The 15,634-nt window shown below is 40.6% G+C and carries 18 protein-coding genes; 9 read left to right on the top strand and 9 right to left on the bottom strand.

Annotation, left to right across the window (positions count from 1 at the left end; all coding sequences use genetic code 11):
• Nucleotides 1-56 precede the first annotated feature (56 nt).
• The 3 genes from KG708_RS04445 to KG708_RS04435 all read left to right on the top strand — a co-directional run bounded on the left by KG708_RS04445 (nucleotide 57) and on the right by KG708_RS04435 (nucleotide 1,735).
• Nucleotides 57-587, top strand: coding sequence for a heme-binding protein (locus KG708_RS04445; protein ID WP_213608277.1), 531 nt, complete (start codon nucleotides 57-59; stop codon nucleotides 585-587).
• Between the two features lie 58 nt (nucleotides 588-645).
• Nucleotides 646-1,122, top strand: a complete 477-nt coding sequence (locus KG708_RS04440; protein WP_213608276.1) for a nucleoside deaminase — start codon at nucleotides 646-648, stop codon at nucleotides 1,120-1,122.
• 91 nt (nucleotides 1,123-1,213) lie between these two features.
• The gene (locus tag KG708_RS04435; RefSeq protein WP_213608275.1) at nucleotides 1,214-1,735 is read left to right on the top strand and encodes a DUF2937 family protein; all 522 of its coding nucleotides are present in this window, start codon (nucleotides 1,214-1,216) and stop codon (nucleotides 1,733-1,735) included.
• 14 nt (nucleotides 1,736-1,749) lie between these two features.
• On the opposite strand, the gene KG708_RS04430 is transcribed toward KG708_RS04435, so the two are convergent.
• Nucleotides 1,750-2,292 (bottom strand): DUF3365 domain-containing protein, encoded by a 543-nt coding sequence (locus KG708_RS04430; protein ID WP_213608274.1) that lies wholly within the window; start codon nucleotides 2,290-2,292, stop codon nucleotides 1,750-1,752.
• Between the two features lie 135 nt (nucleotides 2,293-2,427).
• Here KG708_RS04430 and KG708_RS04425 point away from each other — a divergent pair, with 135 nt between their 5' ends.
• Together KG708_RS04425 and KG708_RS04420 are read left to right on the top strand one after the other, a co-directional pair.
• A complete protein-coding gene (locus KG708_RS04425; protein ID WP_167378568.1) occupies nucleotides 2,428-2,601 on the top strand; it encodes a hypothetical protein in 174 nt (57 codons plus the stop codon).
• A 224-nt stretch (nucleotides 2,602-2,825) separates the two neighbouring features.
• Nucleotides 2,826-3,467, top strand: a complete 642-nt coding sequence (locus KG708_RS04420; RefSeq protein ID WP_301003165.1) for a hypothetical protein — start codon at nucleotides 2,826-2,828, stop codon at nucleotides 3,465-3,467.
• Nucleotides 3,468-3,579: 112 nt separating this feature from the next.
• Here KG708_RS04420 and metG read toward each other — a convergent pair whose 3' ends face one another.
• Nucleotides 3,580-5,604, bottom strand: coding sequence for a methionine--tRNA ligase (metG, locus tag KG708_RS04415; RefSeq protein ID WP_213608273.1), 2,025 nt, complete (start codon nucleotides 5,602-5,604; stop codon nucleotides 3,580-3,582).
• Nucleotides 5,605-5,781: 177 nt separating this feature from the next.
• Between metG and apbC the strand changes: the two genes are divergently transcribed.
• Together apbC and dcd are read left to right on the top strand one after the other, a co-directional pair.
• Nucleotides 5,782-6,858 carry an iron-sulfur cluster carrier protein ApbC gene (gene apbC / locus KG708_RS04410; protein ID WP_213608272.1) on the top strand — a complete coding sequence of 359 codons (1,077 nt, stop codon included), beginning with the start codon at nucleotides 5,782-5,784 and terminating at the stop codon, nucleotides 6,856-6,858.
• Between the two features lie 2 nt (nucleotides 6,859-6,860).
• On the top strand, nucleotides 6,861-7,445 hold the full coding sequence (gene dcd, locus KG708_RS04405; RefSeq protein WP_013465052.1) for a dCTP deaminase: 585 nt from the start codon (nucleotides 6,861-6,863) through the stop codon (nucleotides 7,443-7,445).
• A 17-nt stretch (nucleotides 7,446-7,462) separates the two neighbouring features.
• Here dcd and KG708_RS04400 read toward each other — a convergent pair whose 3' ends face one another.
• Together KG708_RS04400 and KG708_RS04395 are read right to left on the bottom strand one after the other, a co-directional pair.
• Nucleotides 7,463-8,248, bottom strand: a complete 786-nt coding sequence (locus KG708_RS04400) for a CLCA_X family protein (RefSeq protein WP_213608271.1) — start codon at nucleotides 8,246-8,248, stop codon at nucleotides 7,463-7,465.
• 25 nt (nucleotides 8,249-8,273) lie between these two features.
• The gene (locus KG708_RS04395; RefSeq protein ID WP_213608270.1) at nucleotides 8,274-8,867 is read right to left on the bottom strand and encodes a tRNA-uridine aminocarboxypropyltransferase; all 594 of its coding nucleotides are present in this window, start codon (nucleotides 8,865-8,867) and stop codon (nucleotides 8,274-8,276) included.
• Between the two features lie 132 nt (nucleotides 8,868-8,999).
• On the opposite strand from KG708_RS04395, the gene KG708_RS04390 reads away from it, so the two are divergent.
• The gene (locus KG708_RS04390; RefSeq protein ID WP_213608269.1) at nucleotides 9,000-9,344 is read left to right on the top strand and encodes an Hpt domain-containing protein; all 345 of its coding nucleotides are present in this window, start codon (nucleotides 9,000-9,002) and stop codon (nucleotides 9,342-9,344) included.
• A gap of 128 nt (nucleotides 9,345-9,472) precedes the next feature.
• Nucleotides 9,473-10,690, top strand: coding sequence for a pyridoxal phosphate-dependent aminotransferase (locus KG708_RS04385; protein ID WP_016900382.1), 1,218 nt, complete (start codon nucleotides 9,473-9,475; stop codon nucleotides 10,688-10,690).
• A 33-nt stretch (nucleotides 10,691-10,723) separates the two neighbouring features.
• Here KG708_RS04385 and KG708_RS04380 read toward each other — a convergent pair whose 3' ends face one another.
• The 5 genes from KG708_RS04380 to mnmA form a co-directional block, all read right to left on the bottom strand.
• The gene (locus tag KG708_RS04380; protein ID WP_213608268.1) at nucleotides 10,724-11,182 is read right to left on the bottom strand and encodes a GNAT family N-acetyltransferase; all 459 of its coding nucleotides are present in this window, start codon (nucleotides 11,180-11,182) and stop codon (nucleotides 10,724-10,726) included.
• A gap of 9 nt (nucleotides 11,183-11,191) precedes the next feature.
• A complete protein-coding gene (locus tag KG708_RS04375; protein WP_213608267.1) occupies nucleotides 11,192-12,334 on the bottom strand; it encodes a cupin domain-containing protein in 1,143 nt (380 codons plus the stop codon).
• A gap of 80 nt (nucleotides 12,335-12,414) precedes the next feature.
• The gene (purB, locus tag KG708_RS04370; RefSeq protein WP_213608266.1) at nucleotides 12,415-13,785 is read right to left on the bottom strand and encodes an adenylosuccinate lyase; all 1,371 of its coding nucleotides are present in this window, start codon (nucleotides 13,783-13,785) and stop codon (nucleotides 12,415-12,417) included.
• A gap of 31 nt (nucleotides 13,786-13,816) precedes the next feature.
• Nucleotides 13,817-14,419, bottom strand: coding sequence for a high frequency lysogenization protein HflD (gene hflD / locus KG708_RS04365; RefSeq protein ID WP_213608265.1), 603 nt, complete (start codon nucleotides 14,417-14,419; stop codon nucleotides 13,817-13,819).
• The gene (mnmA, locus tag KG708_RS04360; protein WP_213608264.1) at nucleotides 14,419-15,519 is read right to left on the bottom strand and encodes a tRNA 2-thiouridine(34) synthase MnmA; all 1,101 of its coding nucleotides are present in this window, start codon (nucleotides 15,517-15,519) and stop codon (nucleotides 14,419-14,421) included. The genes hflD and mnmA overlap by 1 nt, the downstream gene beginning before the upstream one ends.
• Nucleotides 15,520-15,634: the final 115 nt, after the last annotated feature.

The following is a 15,634-nucleotide window of genomic DNA, read 5'->3' as shown; positions in this document are numbered from 1 at the left end:
TTTTTTATATCCAGTTCAGCGATATAACGTCATTAATTAACAATAGAAAATAAACCATGAAAAAACGGGCTATTTTTACAGCGCTCATTGCATCACTTTCTTCATTAGCGTCTGTTGTTGGACAAACTGAAATGCAGATAAATACTCATAATCAACAGCTTGAAAATGTGGCTATGATGGCACAATTAACGGGTGAAATGGCACAGCGTATAGTCAATGCAGCGTCTGCAGCGGCGCACAAAGACAATTTAGCTGTATCAATAACCGTTGTGGATGCATCTGGGCAAACGTTGGCGGTACTTCGCGATCATCGTGCCGGTGTTCATACTATTCGTGCCAGTTATAAAAAAGCCTATACCGCCAATTCGCAAAAGCGAGAAACCGCAGTTATAGCAAAAGGCATAAAAGAGGGCACTATTCCAGCAGACCTTCGTTATTTAGATGAAAACATTTTAATATTGGATGGCGGGGTGCCTATTTATATTAACGATACTGTGGTGGGGGCTGTGGGAGTTGGCGGTGCTCATGGCAGTGAGGATGTACGTGTTGCAAAAGCAGGGATCAAAGCGTTATGGTTAGCGCAGTAGAAAAACAGATCACGTTACTAAATATCCCCAAAAGTGATAGTAAAGGAGTTTACAGATTATGAACGAGACTGATTTAGAGCACTTAAAACGCACCGTAGCGCTAGCTAAAGAGGCGTTAGAAGCAGGAGATGAACCGTTTGGCTCTGTGCTTGTTGATGCTGAAGGAAATGTATGTATGGAAGATCGTAACCGTGTTGCGAGTGGCGATCATACACGTCATCCTGAGTTTGAAATTGCTCGTTGGGCAGCAAATAATATGACCCCTGAGCAACGCGCTGGGGCTACTGTGTATACCTCTGGGGAACATTGCCCTATGTGCGCCGCAGCACACGCATGGGTAGGTTTAGGGCGAATTATGTATGTGAGTTCATCTGCGCAATTAACTAGCTGGCTTAGCGAGCTCAAAATGACTAAGTCGCCGGTTAACCCGTTACCTATTGAAGCGGTTGCTCCTAATGTCGCTGTTTATGGGCCCGTACCAGCACTTGTTGAGCAGGTTCACGCCCTACATCGTCAATTCCACCAAGCAGATTAACAGCACAGCAGCGCATGGTATTTAGACTAAAGCGACTACCTGCTATAGTTAACGGTAGTCACTTTTATTAAACGCAGCACAAGGGATTATTATGATCGTTAACCTGTTCGATAAGTTAATATTTGCTTGCGCTTTTATTGTTTCATTGCAACTACCGCAGCTGAGTGATCATTACCAACAACATTTAGCGGGCTTATACCATGCAACAAAATGGCAAGTCGACGGCTATGCAAAAACGGCCAAGCAATATAACTTTTCTAGCACGCAAGCGATGATAAACCGCCACTTAGCTAACGCTGAACCTAGCGTTAGAGCCGATGCAAATCAAAAACAGCAAACATTACTGCAATTTGCCGATTTAAAAAAAGGGATGGCTATTTTTGATCAAGGAAATCTACTGCAAAAAATGCTGTATATGTTCTCCCTTGAGCGCGTTGACAGATTACAAAATACACTTGATAACTTTAAGTTAGGTATCCCTTTAACCGCGAGTGCAGTGTTGTTTGCATTGGTATTAGCTATTTTATTAAATCAATTACTTATGCTGCCACATACTTTATATGTTAGGCGTAAAAAGCGTATTGCATCCGATGCAGTAAAATTTAATAGCTGATCTTCAATGAGTTATCATTGGTGATTTTCACTGGCCCTTTTAACAACAAATGCGCCACGAATGTCACCCAGTTTAAAATCAGTTGCCTGATCATTAGGGTACAAAGTCGCTATTTTTTTAGAAACTGTGGGGTCAATCTGACTGCCATGACACGCTAAACACGCTTTTTGAGTAGGAATCGCTTTTACAAAATACCAGCCATCCGGTCTTTGCTCTTGATATTCTATGCTTGCTACCGGCTCGCCATTGAGCTTACGTTGTTCAAAGTTTAATAAAACATTTTTGAGCCATGCATCGGGTTGATTATCTGAGTTACGAGTTTTCAAAGCACTGCGGCTAATTTGCCAAGGACTGTTGCTGTGTTGTGAAGCAATAGCGGGTGCCGTTGTATTACATACGCTAATTGCTGCTAATGAACCGCTTTGCTTCATAGTACTAACCAGCACCTGTTTTAAATCACTTGAAAATGCCTTAATGGTTTGTCGTGCCTCGTCGGTATTGCCAGCAAAAGCAGCGGATGAAAGAAATAAACTGGAAAAAAGCAAAATAATGCGCATAATACACCTCTAAATATTAGAAGGTCCTAATATACAGGGTGTCAGGTGTTTTTCAAGTAAATCGTTTAGCGTTTAAGCACTTTTTTACTTAAGGCACCGCGCCTAAAATCGATAAACAGTTTCAAGAGAAAAGATATGCACAATAAGCACGGTGAGAGTAAAATAATAAACCAACAAAATAACCATGATGCTGGTGGACTTAATGCACAAGATCCATTAGCCGCTATTAAAGCAATTCGACTCGAACAGTTAGCGCAATGTCGGCTTAAAATACAAAAAGAAATGCAGCACATGCAAAACAAAAAATAGCCTTGGACGATAAAAACTTGCTAAGTTAACGTTATTAATTTTAAAGGTTGGATAGTGCAATTAATCCGTTATCTATAAAACATCCGCATCAAATTATTACTTTTATAGCTTGGCTGTGCGCTTTAGCTGTGATGTTAATAGGGCTACTTGCGCCTGAAAATAAACGTGTTTTAATGCTGTTGACTCTGAGTTCGCTCTGCTTACTTATGTTTAATAGTGTAACGATGTCAGCTTGGGTATTTAAACGTTTTAAAGACCAACAATTACGCTTTATTGCTCTTTTAGGCTGTGGCGCTTTTCTGTTGTGTATCGCGGGTGATGTGGTTAATTTTAATTTACCCCAACACTATTATCGCTATAGTACCTTGATAAAACATGATTACTTAGTGGATTCAATCTTATTTTTTGCACCTGGTTACAGCCTTTTATTTATAGCCTGTGTGTTAGCTTTTAATATAAAACGCCGGGTGTCGCTTATAAAAAGTGCACTTTTTTTTGTTGTTGTGTTGGTGCTAAGTAGTGCGTCGTTCTCTTCTATGTATCTTGAGGGGGCAGGAGATACTATTTTAGCTATGACAGGGGTTTATAGCTTAGTGATAACGGCTGTTGGACTTATGGGTCTGGTATTAGTTGTTGCCTATGGTGCGATTAACGCGCCCAAACCAATAGTGTGGGTGAGCTTAGGGCTTTCTCTTGCTGCATTGGCTGATGCTATTATTGGTGCTTTTTGGATTTATGGTAATCAGGGGCAAGGCTTTTACCCTCAAGTGCGCTATATAAACTGGTTTGTGTATATTAGCTCGCAAAGCTTGGTGATTCACTTAGCAAAAGTTGTTGCAGTAATACAAAATCGCAATAATGCTTAATCATTTTGAGGGAGCAAACCAGAGAATAGCAGCGTTAAAAATTCTCATTAGAATAGCTAAATAACAGATGAAAAAAAAGCCGCTAAATATTAGCGGCTTTAAGCGATAATAATTACATTACGCGCATACCCGGCTCAGAGCCGTCGTCTGGGTTAAGAATGTAAATTTCTTTACCACCAGGGCCTGCAGCAAGTACCATGCCTTCAGACATTCCAAAACGCATTTTACGTGGTTTGAGGTTAGCAACCATTACCGTTAATTTACCTTCAATGTCTTCTGGCGCGTAAGCCGATTTAATTCCAGCAAACACTTGGCGAGTTTCACCGCCTAAATCAAGGGTTAATTTAAGCAGCTTGTCAGCGCCTTCTACGTGCTCTGCTTTGGCAATTTTAGCAACACGCAGGTCTACCTTTGCAAAGTCATCAAACTCAATCTCTTCGCTAATAGGCTCTTTCGCAAGCGGGCTATTAGGATCGATTTTGTCTTTTTCAGCAACTAAACTTTCTTTTGATTCTTCAACCATTTTATTCACTTTATCCATTTCTACACGTTGCATTAACGGCTTAAATTTATTGATAGGGTGGTTTACTAACGCTGTTTGCGCACCCTGCCAAGATAATTCATCATTTAAAAAGGCTTCAACATTACTTGCCATGCCTGGTAACACTGGTTTTAAGTAAGTGATCAACACGCGAAATAGGTTAAGTCCTAGTGAACAAACCTGATGCGCTTCTTCTTGCTTTGACTCATCTTTAATAAGCACCCAAGGCGCGGCATTATCAATGAACTGGTTTGCTTTATCAGCAAGTGCCATGATTTCACGAATTGCGCGGCTGTATTCACGGTTCTCGTAATATTCGGTGATTGTCGCTGATGCGTTCTGGAATTCTGCAAGCAATTGAGGTTGCATAACTGTATTGCTCAGCTTACCGTCGAACTTTTTAGTAATAAAACCAGCACAACGACTGGCAATATTCACTACTTTACCCACTAAGTCTGAGTTTACACGTTGTGCAAAATCTTCAAGGTTTAAATCTAAATCGGTAATGCCACTATTAAGTTTAGCTGCGTAGTAGTAACGTAAAAATTCTGGGTCTAGGTTATCTAAATAAGTACGCGCTTTAATAAACGTGCCTTTTGATTTAGACATTTTTGCGCCATTGACCGTAACAAAACCATGGGCGAATACGTTAGTTGGCTTTCTAAATTGAGCGCCTTCTAACATAGCAGGCCAAAATAGACTGTGGAAATAGATGATGTCTTTACCAATAAAGTGATAAAGCTCAGCGTCTGAACCTTCTTGCCAAAATGCATCAAAGTCGATGCCCTGTTTATCACATAAGTTTTTAAAGCTCGCCATATAACCAATAGGCGCATCTAGCCATACGTAAAAGTATTTACCTGGTGCGTTTGGAATTTCAAAACCAAAATAAGGTGCATCACGGCTAATGTCCCACTGCTGGAGACCATCGGCAAACCACTCATCTAACTTGTTGGCCATTTCTTGTTGAATTGTACCAGAGTGTAGCCATTCTTTTAGCATGCCTTCAAAGGCGGGTAAATCAAAAAAGTAATGCTCAGAGTCTTTTAAAATAGGTTCAGCACCTGACATAACAGAGCGTGGGTTAATCAGCTCGGTTGGGCTGTAGGTTGCGCCACAGGCATCACAGCTATCCCCGTTTTGATCTTCCGATTTACAGGTAGGGCATGTGCCGGTGACAAAGCGATCTGGCAGAAAAATGCCTTTTTCTGGATCGAATAACTGTGAAATAGTGTGCTTTTTAATATGACCTGCATCGTTAAGGCGATTATAAATAAGCTCACTAAATTCTTTATTCTCTTGGCTATGGGTACTGTGGTAATTATCAAATTTGATATTAAAATCAGCAAAGTCGCGTTGGCGCTCGATGCTAACGTTTTTTACCATTTCCTCAGGCGTGATCCCTTGCTTTTGCGCATTAAGCATAATAGGTGTGCCATGAGCATCATCGGCGCACACATAGTACGCTTCGTGGCCTTGTAGTTTTTGAAAACGCGACCAAATATCAGTTTGAATATACTCTAATAAATGCCCTAAATGGGTAGGGCCATTGGCATAAGGTAATGCGCTAGTAATCAGGATCTTTCGCTGTGCCATAATCATTCCGAATTAAGCGTTCCTAGTCAGGAACAGATGAAAATTATTACATTATCGGTAAGCAAAGTGATAACAGAGCACACTGCTTATCGATATTTACTAATTGACTGGTGTTAATGCCCTGAATGTTACATAATTCCGTGGCACTTTTCATCAAAGAAACGCTATTTTATTGCTATGTTTGGACTGTCGAAACTATTCTCTGCAAAATCGGTGCAAAAACAACCGATTATTTCTGCTCTAGCGGCCTATCGCAGTGCCGCTTTCGCTGTGGGTATTGAGCAAGATTTCATTGCTGATATCACTCAAAACACTGATAAATCAATTACGGTTAAACTCAATCTCCCTTTTGCGGCGCAATCTGAAATGCCGCATGTGGCTCAATTTTTGACTGAGCGTTTAAAGATTGATGTAAACGTAACGGCTAGTGTTCACCTTAAAGAGGCTGCGAAATTTAAAGCCATTAAACATATTGTTTTAGTCGCCTCAGGAAAAGGTGGGGTGGGTAAATCTACTACGGCTGTAAATCTTGCGGGCTCGCTTAAAAATGAAGGCGCAAAAGTAGGCATACTGGATGCCGACATTTATGGTCCGTCAATTCCTATGTTGTTAGGATTAGTTGGCTGTGAGCCGGTTACAAAAGACAATAAACAATTACAACCGTTTGATGCCAATGGTATTAAAGCGCAATCTATCGGTTTTTTAGTCCCCAGCGATGATGCCACCGTATGGCGCGGTCCAATGGCCTCTGGCGCGCTTAGTCAACTTTTAAATGAAACCGATTGGGGTGAACTTGATTATTTAATTGTAGATATGCCGCCAGGTACCGGTGATATTCAATTAACCATGAGCCAAAAAGTGCCAGCCAGTGGCACCGTGATTGTCACGACGCCACAAGACTTAGCGCTTGCTGATGCGCAAAAGGGTATTGCTATGTTTAATAAAGTAAATGTGCCAGTGCTCGGTTTGATTGAAAATATGAGCCATTACATTTGTGGGCATTGCGGCGAGGCCAACCATGTATTTGGTAAAGACGGTGCACAAAAATTAGCCCTTAAGTATGGTGTGCCTGTGCTTTCGCATATTCCGCTTGCGATTGATATCAGAGAATCCTCTGAGCAAGGTAAGTTGATTGCCGATGATACAGATGCGGTTATTAGCAAAACTTACAGCGCGGCCGCACGATTGATTGCCAGCACGCTTTACTATCAACAACATCACAACGCGATTGACGTTGTGATTACGGAAGATTAAAAATGAGACTTTCAGATACACATATTAAAGAATACTTAAACGATGGGCGCATTGTTATCGAGCCCGCGCCAACGAGTGAAATGATTTCAGGGGTTACCGCTGATCTTCGCTTAGGTAATAAGTTTAGAACATTTCATGCCCATAATGCCGCTTATGTTGATTTAAGTGGTCCAAAAGATCAGCTTAATAAAGCGTTAGAATCAATCATGAGCGACGAAATTGTATTAGCTGAAGGCGAAGCGTTTTTTCTACATCCTGGCGAGCTTGCGTTGGCAATAACCTATGAAAAAGTAACCCTACCTGCAGACATTGTTGGTTGGTTAGACGGGCGTTCATCGCTGGCACGTTTGGGTTTAATGGTGCATGTTACAGCACACAGAATCGATCCTGGTTGGAGTGGTAATATTGTTTTAGAGTTTTATAACTCTGGTAAGCTGCCGCTTGCGCTCAGACCTATGATGAAAATTGGCGCAATGAGTTTTGAAACACTTACCGGTCCGTGTGAAAGCCCTTATAACACCCGCATTGATGCAAAATATAAAGATCAGAATAGTGCGGTAGCAAGCCGTATCAGTGACGATAAATAACTAAGCTAAACAATAGCTTATTTTTCTAGTTGATGAAGCGCATAACCTAATAGTTGAAAATAATGGTTAAGCGCTTCATTGGCGTGTAACGTGTGCTTTAGCTCAGGATAAATTAAGTTATTATTACTCAAACCGCCGACTAAGAAACTGTTTTTGATTGTTTGATGCTCGTTGATACAGGCTTCAAAACACCGAGCAGCAAGCTCCTCTGGCATACTCATATACTGCTGATTATGCGCTTTATCAAACGCAATGCATTTATTTACAAATTCATTGGCATGTTCACCGCTTTGCTCTAAAAACACCTCTTTATAAAATTCATTAAGTGCATCATTAAGTGGATGGCTTAAGTCGGGAGAGTGTGATAACCATAACTTAGAAGCGAAACCAAAGCGGGTTTTTGATTTAAACAAATGCTCACTAATATGATGATCAAAAGCATGAAACCATTCATGGGCTAAAGCGCCACCGCCTGCATTTTTAGCCAGTGCTAAGGTTTGGTCATACGCATTATAATGTGCTTGCACGCCTTTTTGTCCACCGTGACCAAAAGCGAAATTAAGTTTGCCACGAAGGCCAATGGCAGTGGGTGGTAAATGCAAAATCTGCGCTAAATCAGCCAGCGCATCATAAATTAAGTTGGCACTAATAAAGCGCTCTTCTTTAGTAACCCATTTACCAACCACCATAGAACGAAAACCAAAAGTGGTTCTTATATCACTAAAATCGACTTGATCGTCAAAACGATAGTCGGGGCCTTGGCGAGAAAATCCGCGTTTTAATCGAGATGTGGTATTACGCATCGGTTATTTTATTTCAGCTCATACATTACAAGTAACGTGCTTTTACGTGAGCGGGCATGTGTTGGGTTTGTTTTTTTATTAATTCCTCTAATAAACCATACAAGGGCGCAGGGTTTAGTGCTTCTATGAGCCATAAACTATGTGCTACTGCTTCTAGTGTCGATAAACTATCTGCTCTAGGGGCTTTACGAATAGCATAACGGTTGGTGGGAATATTGCTAAAGCTTACCGTTTTAAACTGTTGTAATAACGGGGTTAATTGCAAAATTTTAAAGGCTTTATTCCATGTACCATCAATCACAATTAAATGCGTAATCTCTTGAAGGTTTTCTTTACTATTCGGTCGGTCTAATTTTACGGCGCTCTCGCTTGGGTAGAGTAATACGCTCGATTCAATAGGCAGGTTCTGTAAAAAGGCGAAGTCCTGATTATTTTCGCCTCTAATAATTTTACAGTGGGTTAAACCCAAAGCTAATAGCTGCGCCGTATTTTTGCTAACTTTTGCTTCACTGGGGTGCTGCAAAATAATAACCTGTGTTTGGTTATTAACACGGGTAATTGCGCTGCAAATACAAGTACTTAGCGAAAAGTTACACTGTTTACAAAGAGGACGTGCCATTGAATACACTATTTCGTTGGTACATTTGCCGTAATTATACATTTTTGCACTAATAAAGTTGGTTTTTTTTGTGCTTAGATATAGAGTAAGGGATAAGAAGAAAATCGATGGACCGTATTGAAAGGCATGAATATGACAGAGATAAATATTGACGAATCCGCTTTAGAAAGTATGGAATCGCTATTAGGTGAACAATTTCCAGAGACACTGGAATTTTGTTGTGCGGAATTTGAGCGGTTGGGTAACGAAGCAATTGCTGCGCTTGGGCAAGATAAAGAGGCCGCTATTCGCCACTCTCATAGCCTTAAATCAAACGCCGCTCAATTTGGTGCGGCAAGTTTAGCCGAAGTTGCCCGTTTAATTGAATATAATTTAAATAATGGGAATGACGAACAGGCTGTTGATGCAGCCGATGGATTAATGGCGCAAGTTACTGGCTCACAAGCAAAACTAAATGCATGGTTAGCTGAGCGCTAAACGTGTTTCAACAGTAATAAAAAAGAGTGTTAACGTGAATTTTTTTCAGTTTTAAGCGCTTAATTTTTCTAGTAATTCACGGCTTTACTGAGTTAGTCTAATGATTAACTTGCTCTTTAGAGGTAACAATGTCAGAAATAAAAAAGAGTCATAAATTAGACGGCGTCTGTTATGACATCCGAGGTCCCGTTTTAGTGCAAGCTAAAAAAATGGAGGATGAGGGCCAAAAAGTATTAAAGCTTAATATAGGCAACCCCGCCGCATTTGGCTTTGATATGCCAGAAGATATGCATCGCGATATCATTCGTAATTTATATTCAGCTCAAGGATACTGTGACTCTAAAGGTCTTTATTCTGCGCGTGTTGCTATTTATCAGCACTACCAACAGCGTGGCTTACACAATTTAGACGTTGATAATATTTACATTGGCAACGGTGTGAGTGAGCTTATCCAAATGGTTACTCAAGCACTGTTGAATAATGATGATGAAGTGTTAATTCCTGCCCCAGATTATCCGCTTTGGACTGCCTCGGTAAAATTAGCAGGTGGTAATCCGGTTCACTACTTGTGTGATGAAGAGCAAGATTGGTTTCCTGACATTGATGATATTAAGAGTAAAATCACCTCTAAAACAAAAGCATTAGTGCTGATTAATCCCAACAACCCAACCGGGGCTGTGTACAGTGACGCTTTACTTGAAGAATTGATCAATATTGCTCGAGAGCACAAGCTTTTGCTGTTAAGCGATGAAATATACGAGAAAATTCTATACGACGGCGTTACCCATACTTCTATTGGTTCATTATGCGATGATCTCCCTATCATCACCTTTAATGGCTTAGCTAAAACATACCGTGCTGCTGGGCTGAGAATGGGCTGGATGGTGCTAAGTGGCCGCACCGCATTAATGACAGATTTAATTAAAGGCTTAGATATTCTTGCCTCAATGCGTCTTTGTGCCAATGTGCCTGCACAATATGCAATTCAGCAAGCATTGGGTGGCGTTCAGTCAATTGATAGCTTAATTGACCCCGGTGGGCGTTTATATGTGCAACGAGATATTGCTTGGCGCGGCTTAAATGCTATTGATGGAATTAGTTGTAAAAAGCCTAAAGGGGCGCTTTATGCTTTCCCTAAAGTGGATACCGCTAAATTCAATATTAAAAGCGATGAACAAATGATGTTTGATTTGTTAAAAGCAGAAAAAATATTGTTAGTACATGGGCGCGCCTTTAACTGGCCAGAGCCTGATCATTTTAGATTGGTGTTTTTACCTAATAAAGATGATTTATCGAGTGCAATGATGAAAATGCAGCGTTTTTTCAAAGATTACCGACAAGAATAAAGAAAAAAACGAGCCAAGTGGCTCGTTTTTTCGTTAATGCACTAAAGTAAATGGTCGTGTTTCAAAGCATGCAATAGGGCACTGCATACGTTGCCTTGGGATACCTGCTTCCATAAAGACGTGGCCTTGCTGAATAAACCCATTATTTTTGAATCGTTCTACTTCGTTTAAAATACAATTAATACTGATTGCTTCAATACCTTGCTCCGCTGCTAACTTAACAATGAAATTAAGCAGTGACTTATAAACATTGCGGTTGCGATGCTGCGGCAATACGGCGATTCTACCAATTAAACCATCATTACATAATCGACCTGTGGAAACAGGTGAGTGCATATTATCGGTGACCAGAATATGTTGAGCGAGTGCATCTAAGTTATCAAACTCAATACGTTTAGGAATATGTAACTCATATACAAACACTCGCTCCCTTATATGTTGCAGTTGACTTTTTTCACTTTGCCAATCAACTTTGTCAACGGTATAAACCATGACCTCCTCCTAGCTAAACCAAATACCCTCATTAACCAGTGTAGTAAAAGTTTCGATAAAATCTAGGCTAGGTGTGGTTGCATTAAGCACGCTACTATCAAATTCAATAAAATCAGTAAGCTGTTTTACCGCTTCTAAATCAGATAAGGGTAAAGCGTAGTTTTCGCCATTGATACTCAGAAGTAGCTCTGCATCCATACATTGATAAATAGCACGTGTGCCCCCTAAACGCTCAAATGTTACTTGGTTTTCAAGCAGTTGTTGTATTTGTTCGACACTAAATGGGTCTTCTTCAGGGGCTAAGTCCATATCATGCTTAGGTTGGCTAAGGGTATTACCTAACCAGTGTTTAAATAAACTCTCGTCTTCTAGCAATACTTGCATTAACGTTTTTACTTTATCGACTTCGCTTTGGGTTAGCTCACCTTTAGAATCACGCAGGGCGAGGGTATGGTCGGTATACCTTTTTTGGCCGCTTTCTGTGTCGATAATATGATCAGCAAAACTTGAAAGTAAATCTTGTTGATTAGGTGCTCTAAAACCGACTGAATAGTTAAGTGCATTCTCAACCGCATAGCCTTCATGAGGACAACCTGGTGGTATATATAAAATATCACCGGGCTCCAAAATACAATCAATTACTGCACTAAAAGCTTCAACTTGCAGTAATGTTTTATTTTGAGCAAATTGTTTTAGTGTTGGGTCGGGTAATCCTACCCGCCAATGGCGCTTACCTTCACCTTGAATAATAAATACATCGTATTGGTCTAGATGTGGGCCAACACCGCCACCTGGGGTTGAGTAGCTGATCATCAAATCATCTATTCGCCAATTAGGTATAAAACGAAAAGGTTCAAGTAACTGAGCAGCCTCTGGATGCCAATGATCCACTGCTTGCACGAGTAGCGTCGAGTGCTGATCAGTGAGTATTTCAAAATCGTCAAATGGTCCCTGATGCGATTGCCATTGTTGATTGTGGTTAGTAATAATGCGCGATTCTATGCTGTCTTCCATAGCAAGGCCTGCGAGTTCATTCGCATCAAGTGGATCTTGAAAATTCGTAAAACCAGCTTTGATCAACAGTGGTTTTTTTTGCCAATATTGACTTAAGAACGCTTGCTCTGATAATTCATTTATTTTTAATTGATACATAGAATGCCTATAACGTTAAGACCTAAATGAAAAAAGCGAAAGGCAGGTACCTTTCGCTTTTTATTAGTAGATTTGAGTGATTAAACTAAATCATCAATAAACTCAACAGCGCGACCAATGTAGTTAGCCGGCGTTAGTTTTTTCATTTCAATTTTTGCAGCTTCTGGTAGGTCTAAACCATCGATGAAATCAGCCATAATTTCTTGATTTACACGTTTACCACGGGTTAAATCTTTTAGCTTTTCATATGGTTTTTCAATACCGTATTTACGCATAACGGTTTGAATTGGCTCAGCGAGCAGCTCCCAGTTTTGGTCAAGCTCATCTGCTAAACGTTGCTCGTTCACTTCAAGTTTGCTTACACCTTTAAGGGTTGATTGGTATGCAATTACCGCATAACCCATACCTACACCTAAGTTACGTAATACGGTTGAGTCAGTTAAATCACGTTGCCAGCGAGACACAGGTAGTTTTTGTGCTAAATGACCAAAGATAGCATTGGCTAAACCTAAGTTACCTTCTGAGTTTTCAAAATCAATTGGGTTAACTTTGTGTGGCATAGTTGATGAGCCAATTTCACCGGCAATGGTTTTTTGCTTAAAGTGATTAAGTGCAATGTAGCCCCACATGTCGCGGTCAAAATCGAGCAAAATAGTATTAAAGCGTGCAATTGCATCAAAAAGCTCTGCAATGTAATCATGCGGTTCAATTTGCGTGGTAAACGGGTTGAATGTTAAACCTAGGCTAGTTACAAACTTATCGGCGTGGGTATGCCAATCGTAGTCAGGGTATGCACTTAGGTGTGCATTGTAGTTACCCACAGCACCGTTTACTTTACCTAGCATTTCTACTTGTGCAATTTGGTCACGTTGACGCTTTAAACGCATGTAAACATTTGCAAACTCTTTACCCATAGTTGAAGGCGTTGCAGGCTGTCCATGTGTACGGGTCATCATAGGAATGGCTTTGTATTCAATTGCTTTTTCTTTAATAGCGCTTAATAGCTCATCACAGTAAGGTAAAACGACGTTGTTACGCGCTTCACTTAACATTAAACCATGAGATAGGTTATTAATATCTTCAGAGGTACAGGCAAAGTGAATAAATTCATTAATTGCGTGTAGCTCAGCATTATCAGCTACTTTTTCTTTTAGTAAATACTCTACGGCTTTAACGTCATGGTTTGTAGTGCGTTCGATGTCCTTAACTCGCTGAGCATCAGCTTCACAGAAGTTATCTACAATTGCATTCAACAGCGCATTTGCTTCGTCGCTAAAAGCGGGGACTTCTTTAATCTCGCTTGCTGCAGCTAACGCTTGCAACCAACGCACTTCAACGGTTACGCGGTATTTGATTAATCCAAATTCGCTAAAAATACTGCGTAGTTCAGTGGTTTTGCTGCCGTAGCGACCATCAACCGGAGAGATAGCCGTTAACGTTGAAAGCTCCATAATAACTCCTAAATTTTAGTTTGAACGATAATTAAATTTTTGTTTTAGCTATGGCGAGAATTTTTCTTTTTGCAAAAAAGAAATGACGACGTTTGCCGCCCATTTGTCGCCATAATACTGCACTGCGAATTCCGGCTAAAAGTAATGCGCGGATTTTATTTTGCGTGAGCTGCTGTTTTAATAACTCGGGTTTACCATAAACCTGAATTCGGTGCCCAAGGGGGCTTAGCACCGACGAGTATATATCTGCTAAACCGGCAACAACACTGTCGTCGGTAATAGCAAAATGGTCTAAACGACGATGAATATCATCAATACGTTTACCTAATTCATTGAGGCTTTTACTGTTAGCACTAAGCGCACGCTCTAACTGCATTAAACCACCCACATATTTGACTATTTCTACATCTTTTTGAGCACCGGCAGTCAGTTGTGCCATCAATGTTTTATAGCCATCACGTAAGTTATGCTCACCTTGATACACATCTTCAGGAGAAGCTGGCGAGGTTTGTACAATACTCGATAATAAAATCGATAAATCTTGTTCATCAGCGCGACCATATTGGGCAACCTTCTGAACTTGCTTAGCCACTTGGCACATGGCAGCAAGCGCCATGACTTGATGTTGATTCATTATTTGATCACCGAGTCAATAATACCGCCACCTAAACACACTTCATTAGCGTAAAATACGGCAGATTGTCCTGGGGTTACCGCTTTTTGTGGCTCATCAAATAATACGCGTGCCATACCATCTTCACCGACTAACAAGGTACAGCTTAAGTCTTCTTGACGGTAGCGTGTTTTCACGGTGCAACGAGTAGTACCTTGAGGACCAACACGATCTACCCAGTGTAATTGGTTGGCATTTAGGCCATTACTGTAAAGGCGAGGGTGATTTTTACCTTGGCCAACAATCAATACATTACGCTCAACGTCTTTGTCTACAACATACCAAGGTTCGCCTGAGCCTTCTTTCATGCCACCAATTAACAAGCCTTTGCGCTGACCTAAGGTGTGGTACATTAAACCTTCATGTTCACCAACGTTGTTACCATCTGTGTCTTCAATAACACCAGGTTGAGCAGGTAAGAATTTTTGTAAGAAATCTTTAAATTTACGCTCACCGATAAAACAAATACCAGTACTGTCTTTTTTATCGTGGGTAATTAAATCTTGCTCTTCAGCAACACGGCGCACTTCTGGCTTGGCAATATCTCCGACAGGGAACAGCGTTTGCGCGATGTGTTCATGACTCAATGTGTACAAAAAGTAGCTTTGATCTTTGTTATCGTCTAAGCCACGGCACATAACATATTTATCATCTCTGAGCTCACGACGCACATAGTGGCCCGTTGCTATAAAGTCAGCACCAAGTGCTTGAGCCGCAAATTCTAAAAAGGCTTTAAATTTAATTTCTTTGTTACACATGATATCTGGGTTAGGTGTGCGACCGGCTTTGTACTCTGCTAAAAAGTATTCGAATACGTTGTCCCAGTATTCTGCTGCAAAGTTAACGGTATGAAGTTCAATACCTAATTTGTCACAGACAGCTTGGGCATCTTTTAAATCTTCAGCGGCAGCGCAATATTCATCATTGTCATCTTCTTCCCAGTTCTTCATAAACAAGCCTTCTACTTGGTAGCCTTGCTGTTTTAATAAATATGCAGATACAGAAGAATCAACACCGCCGGACATACCAACGATGACTTTAATGTGACTATTTTCGCTCATGAATAATTTCGCTTATACAGATTACTGTTAACTTGGAAAGGCCGCGATTATAGCATGTATTTTGTAAGTGCTTAAAGAGAGGAAGGGCTATTGAATAGATTTTGTTGCTTTTTTT

The organism is Pseudoalteromonas sp. (assembly GCF_018402495.1).
Classification (GTDB): Bacteria; Pseudomonadota; Gammaproteobacteria; order Enterobacterales; family Alteromonadaceae; genus Pseudoalteromonas.
The sequence above is the reverse complement of the archived record's forward strand: the minus strand, read 5'-3'. Positions and strand labels throughout refer to the sequence as shown.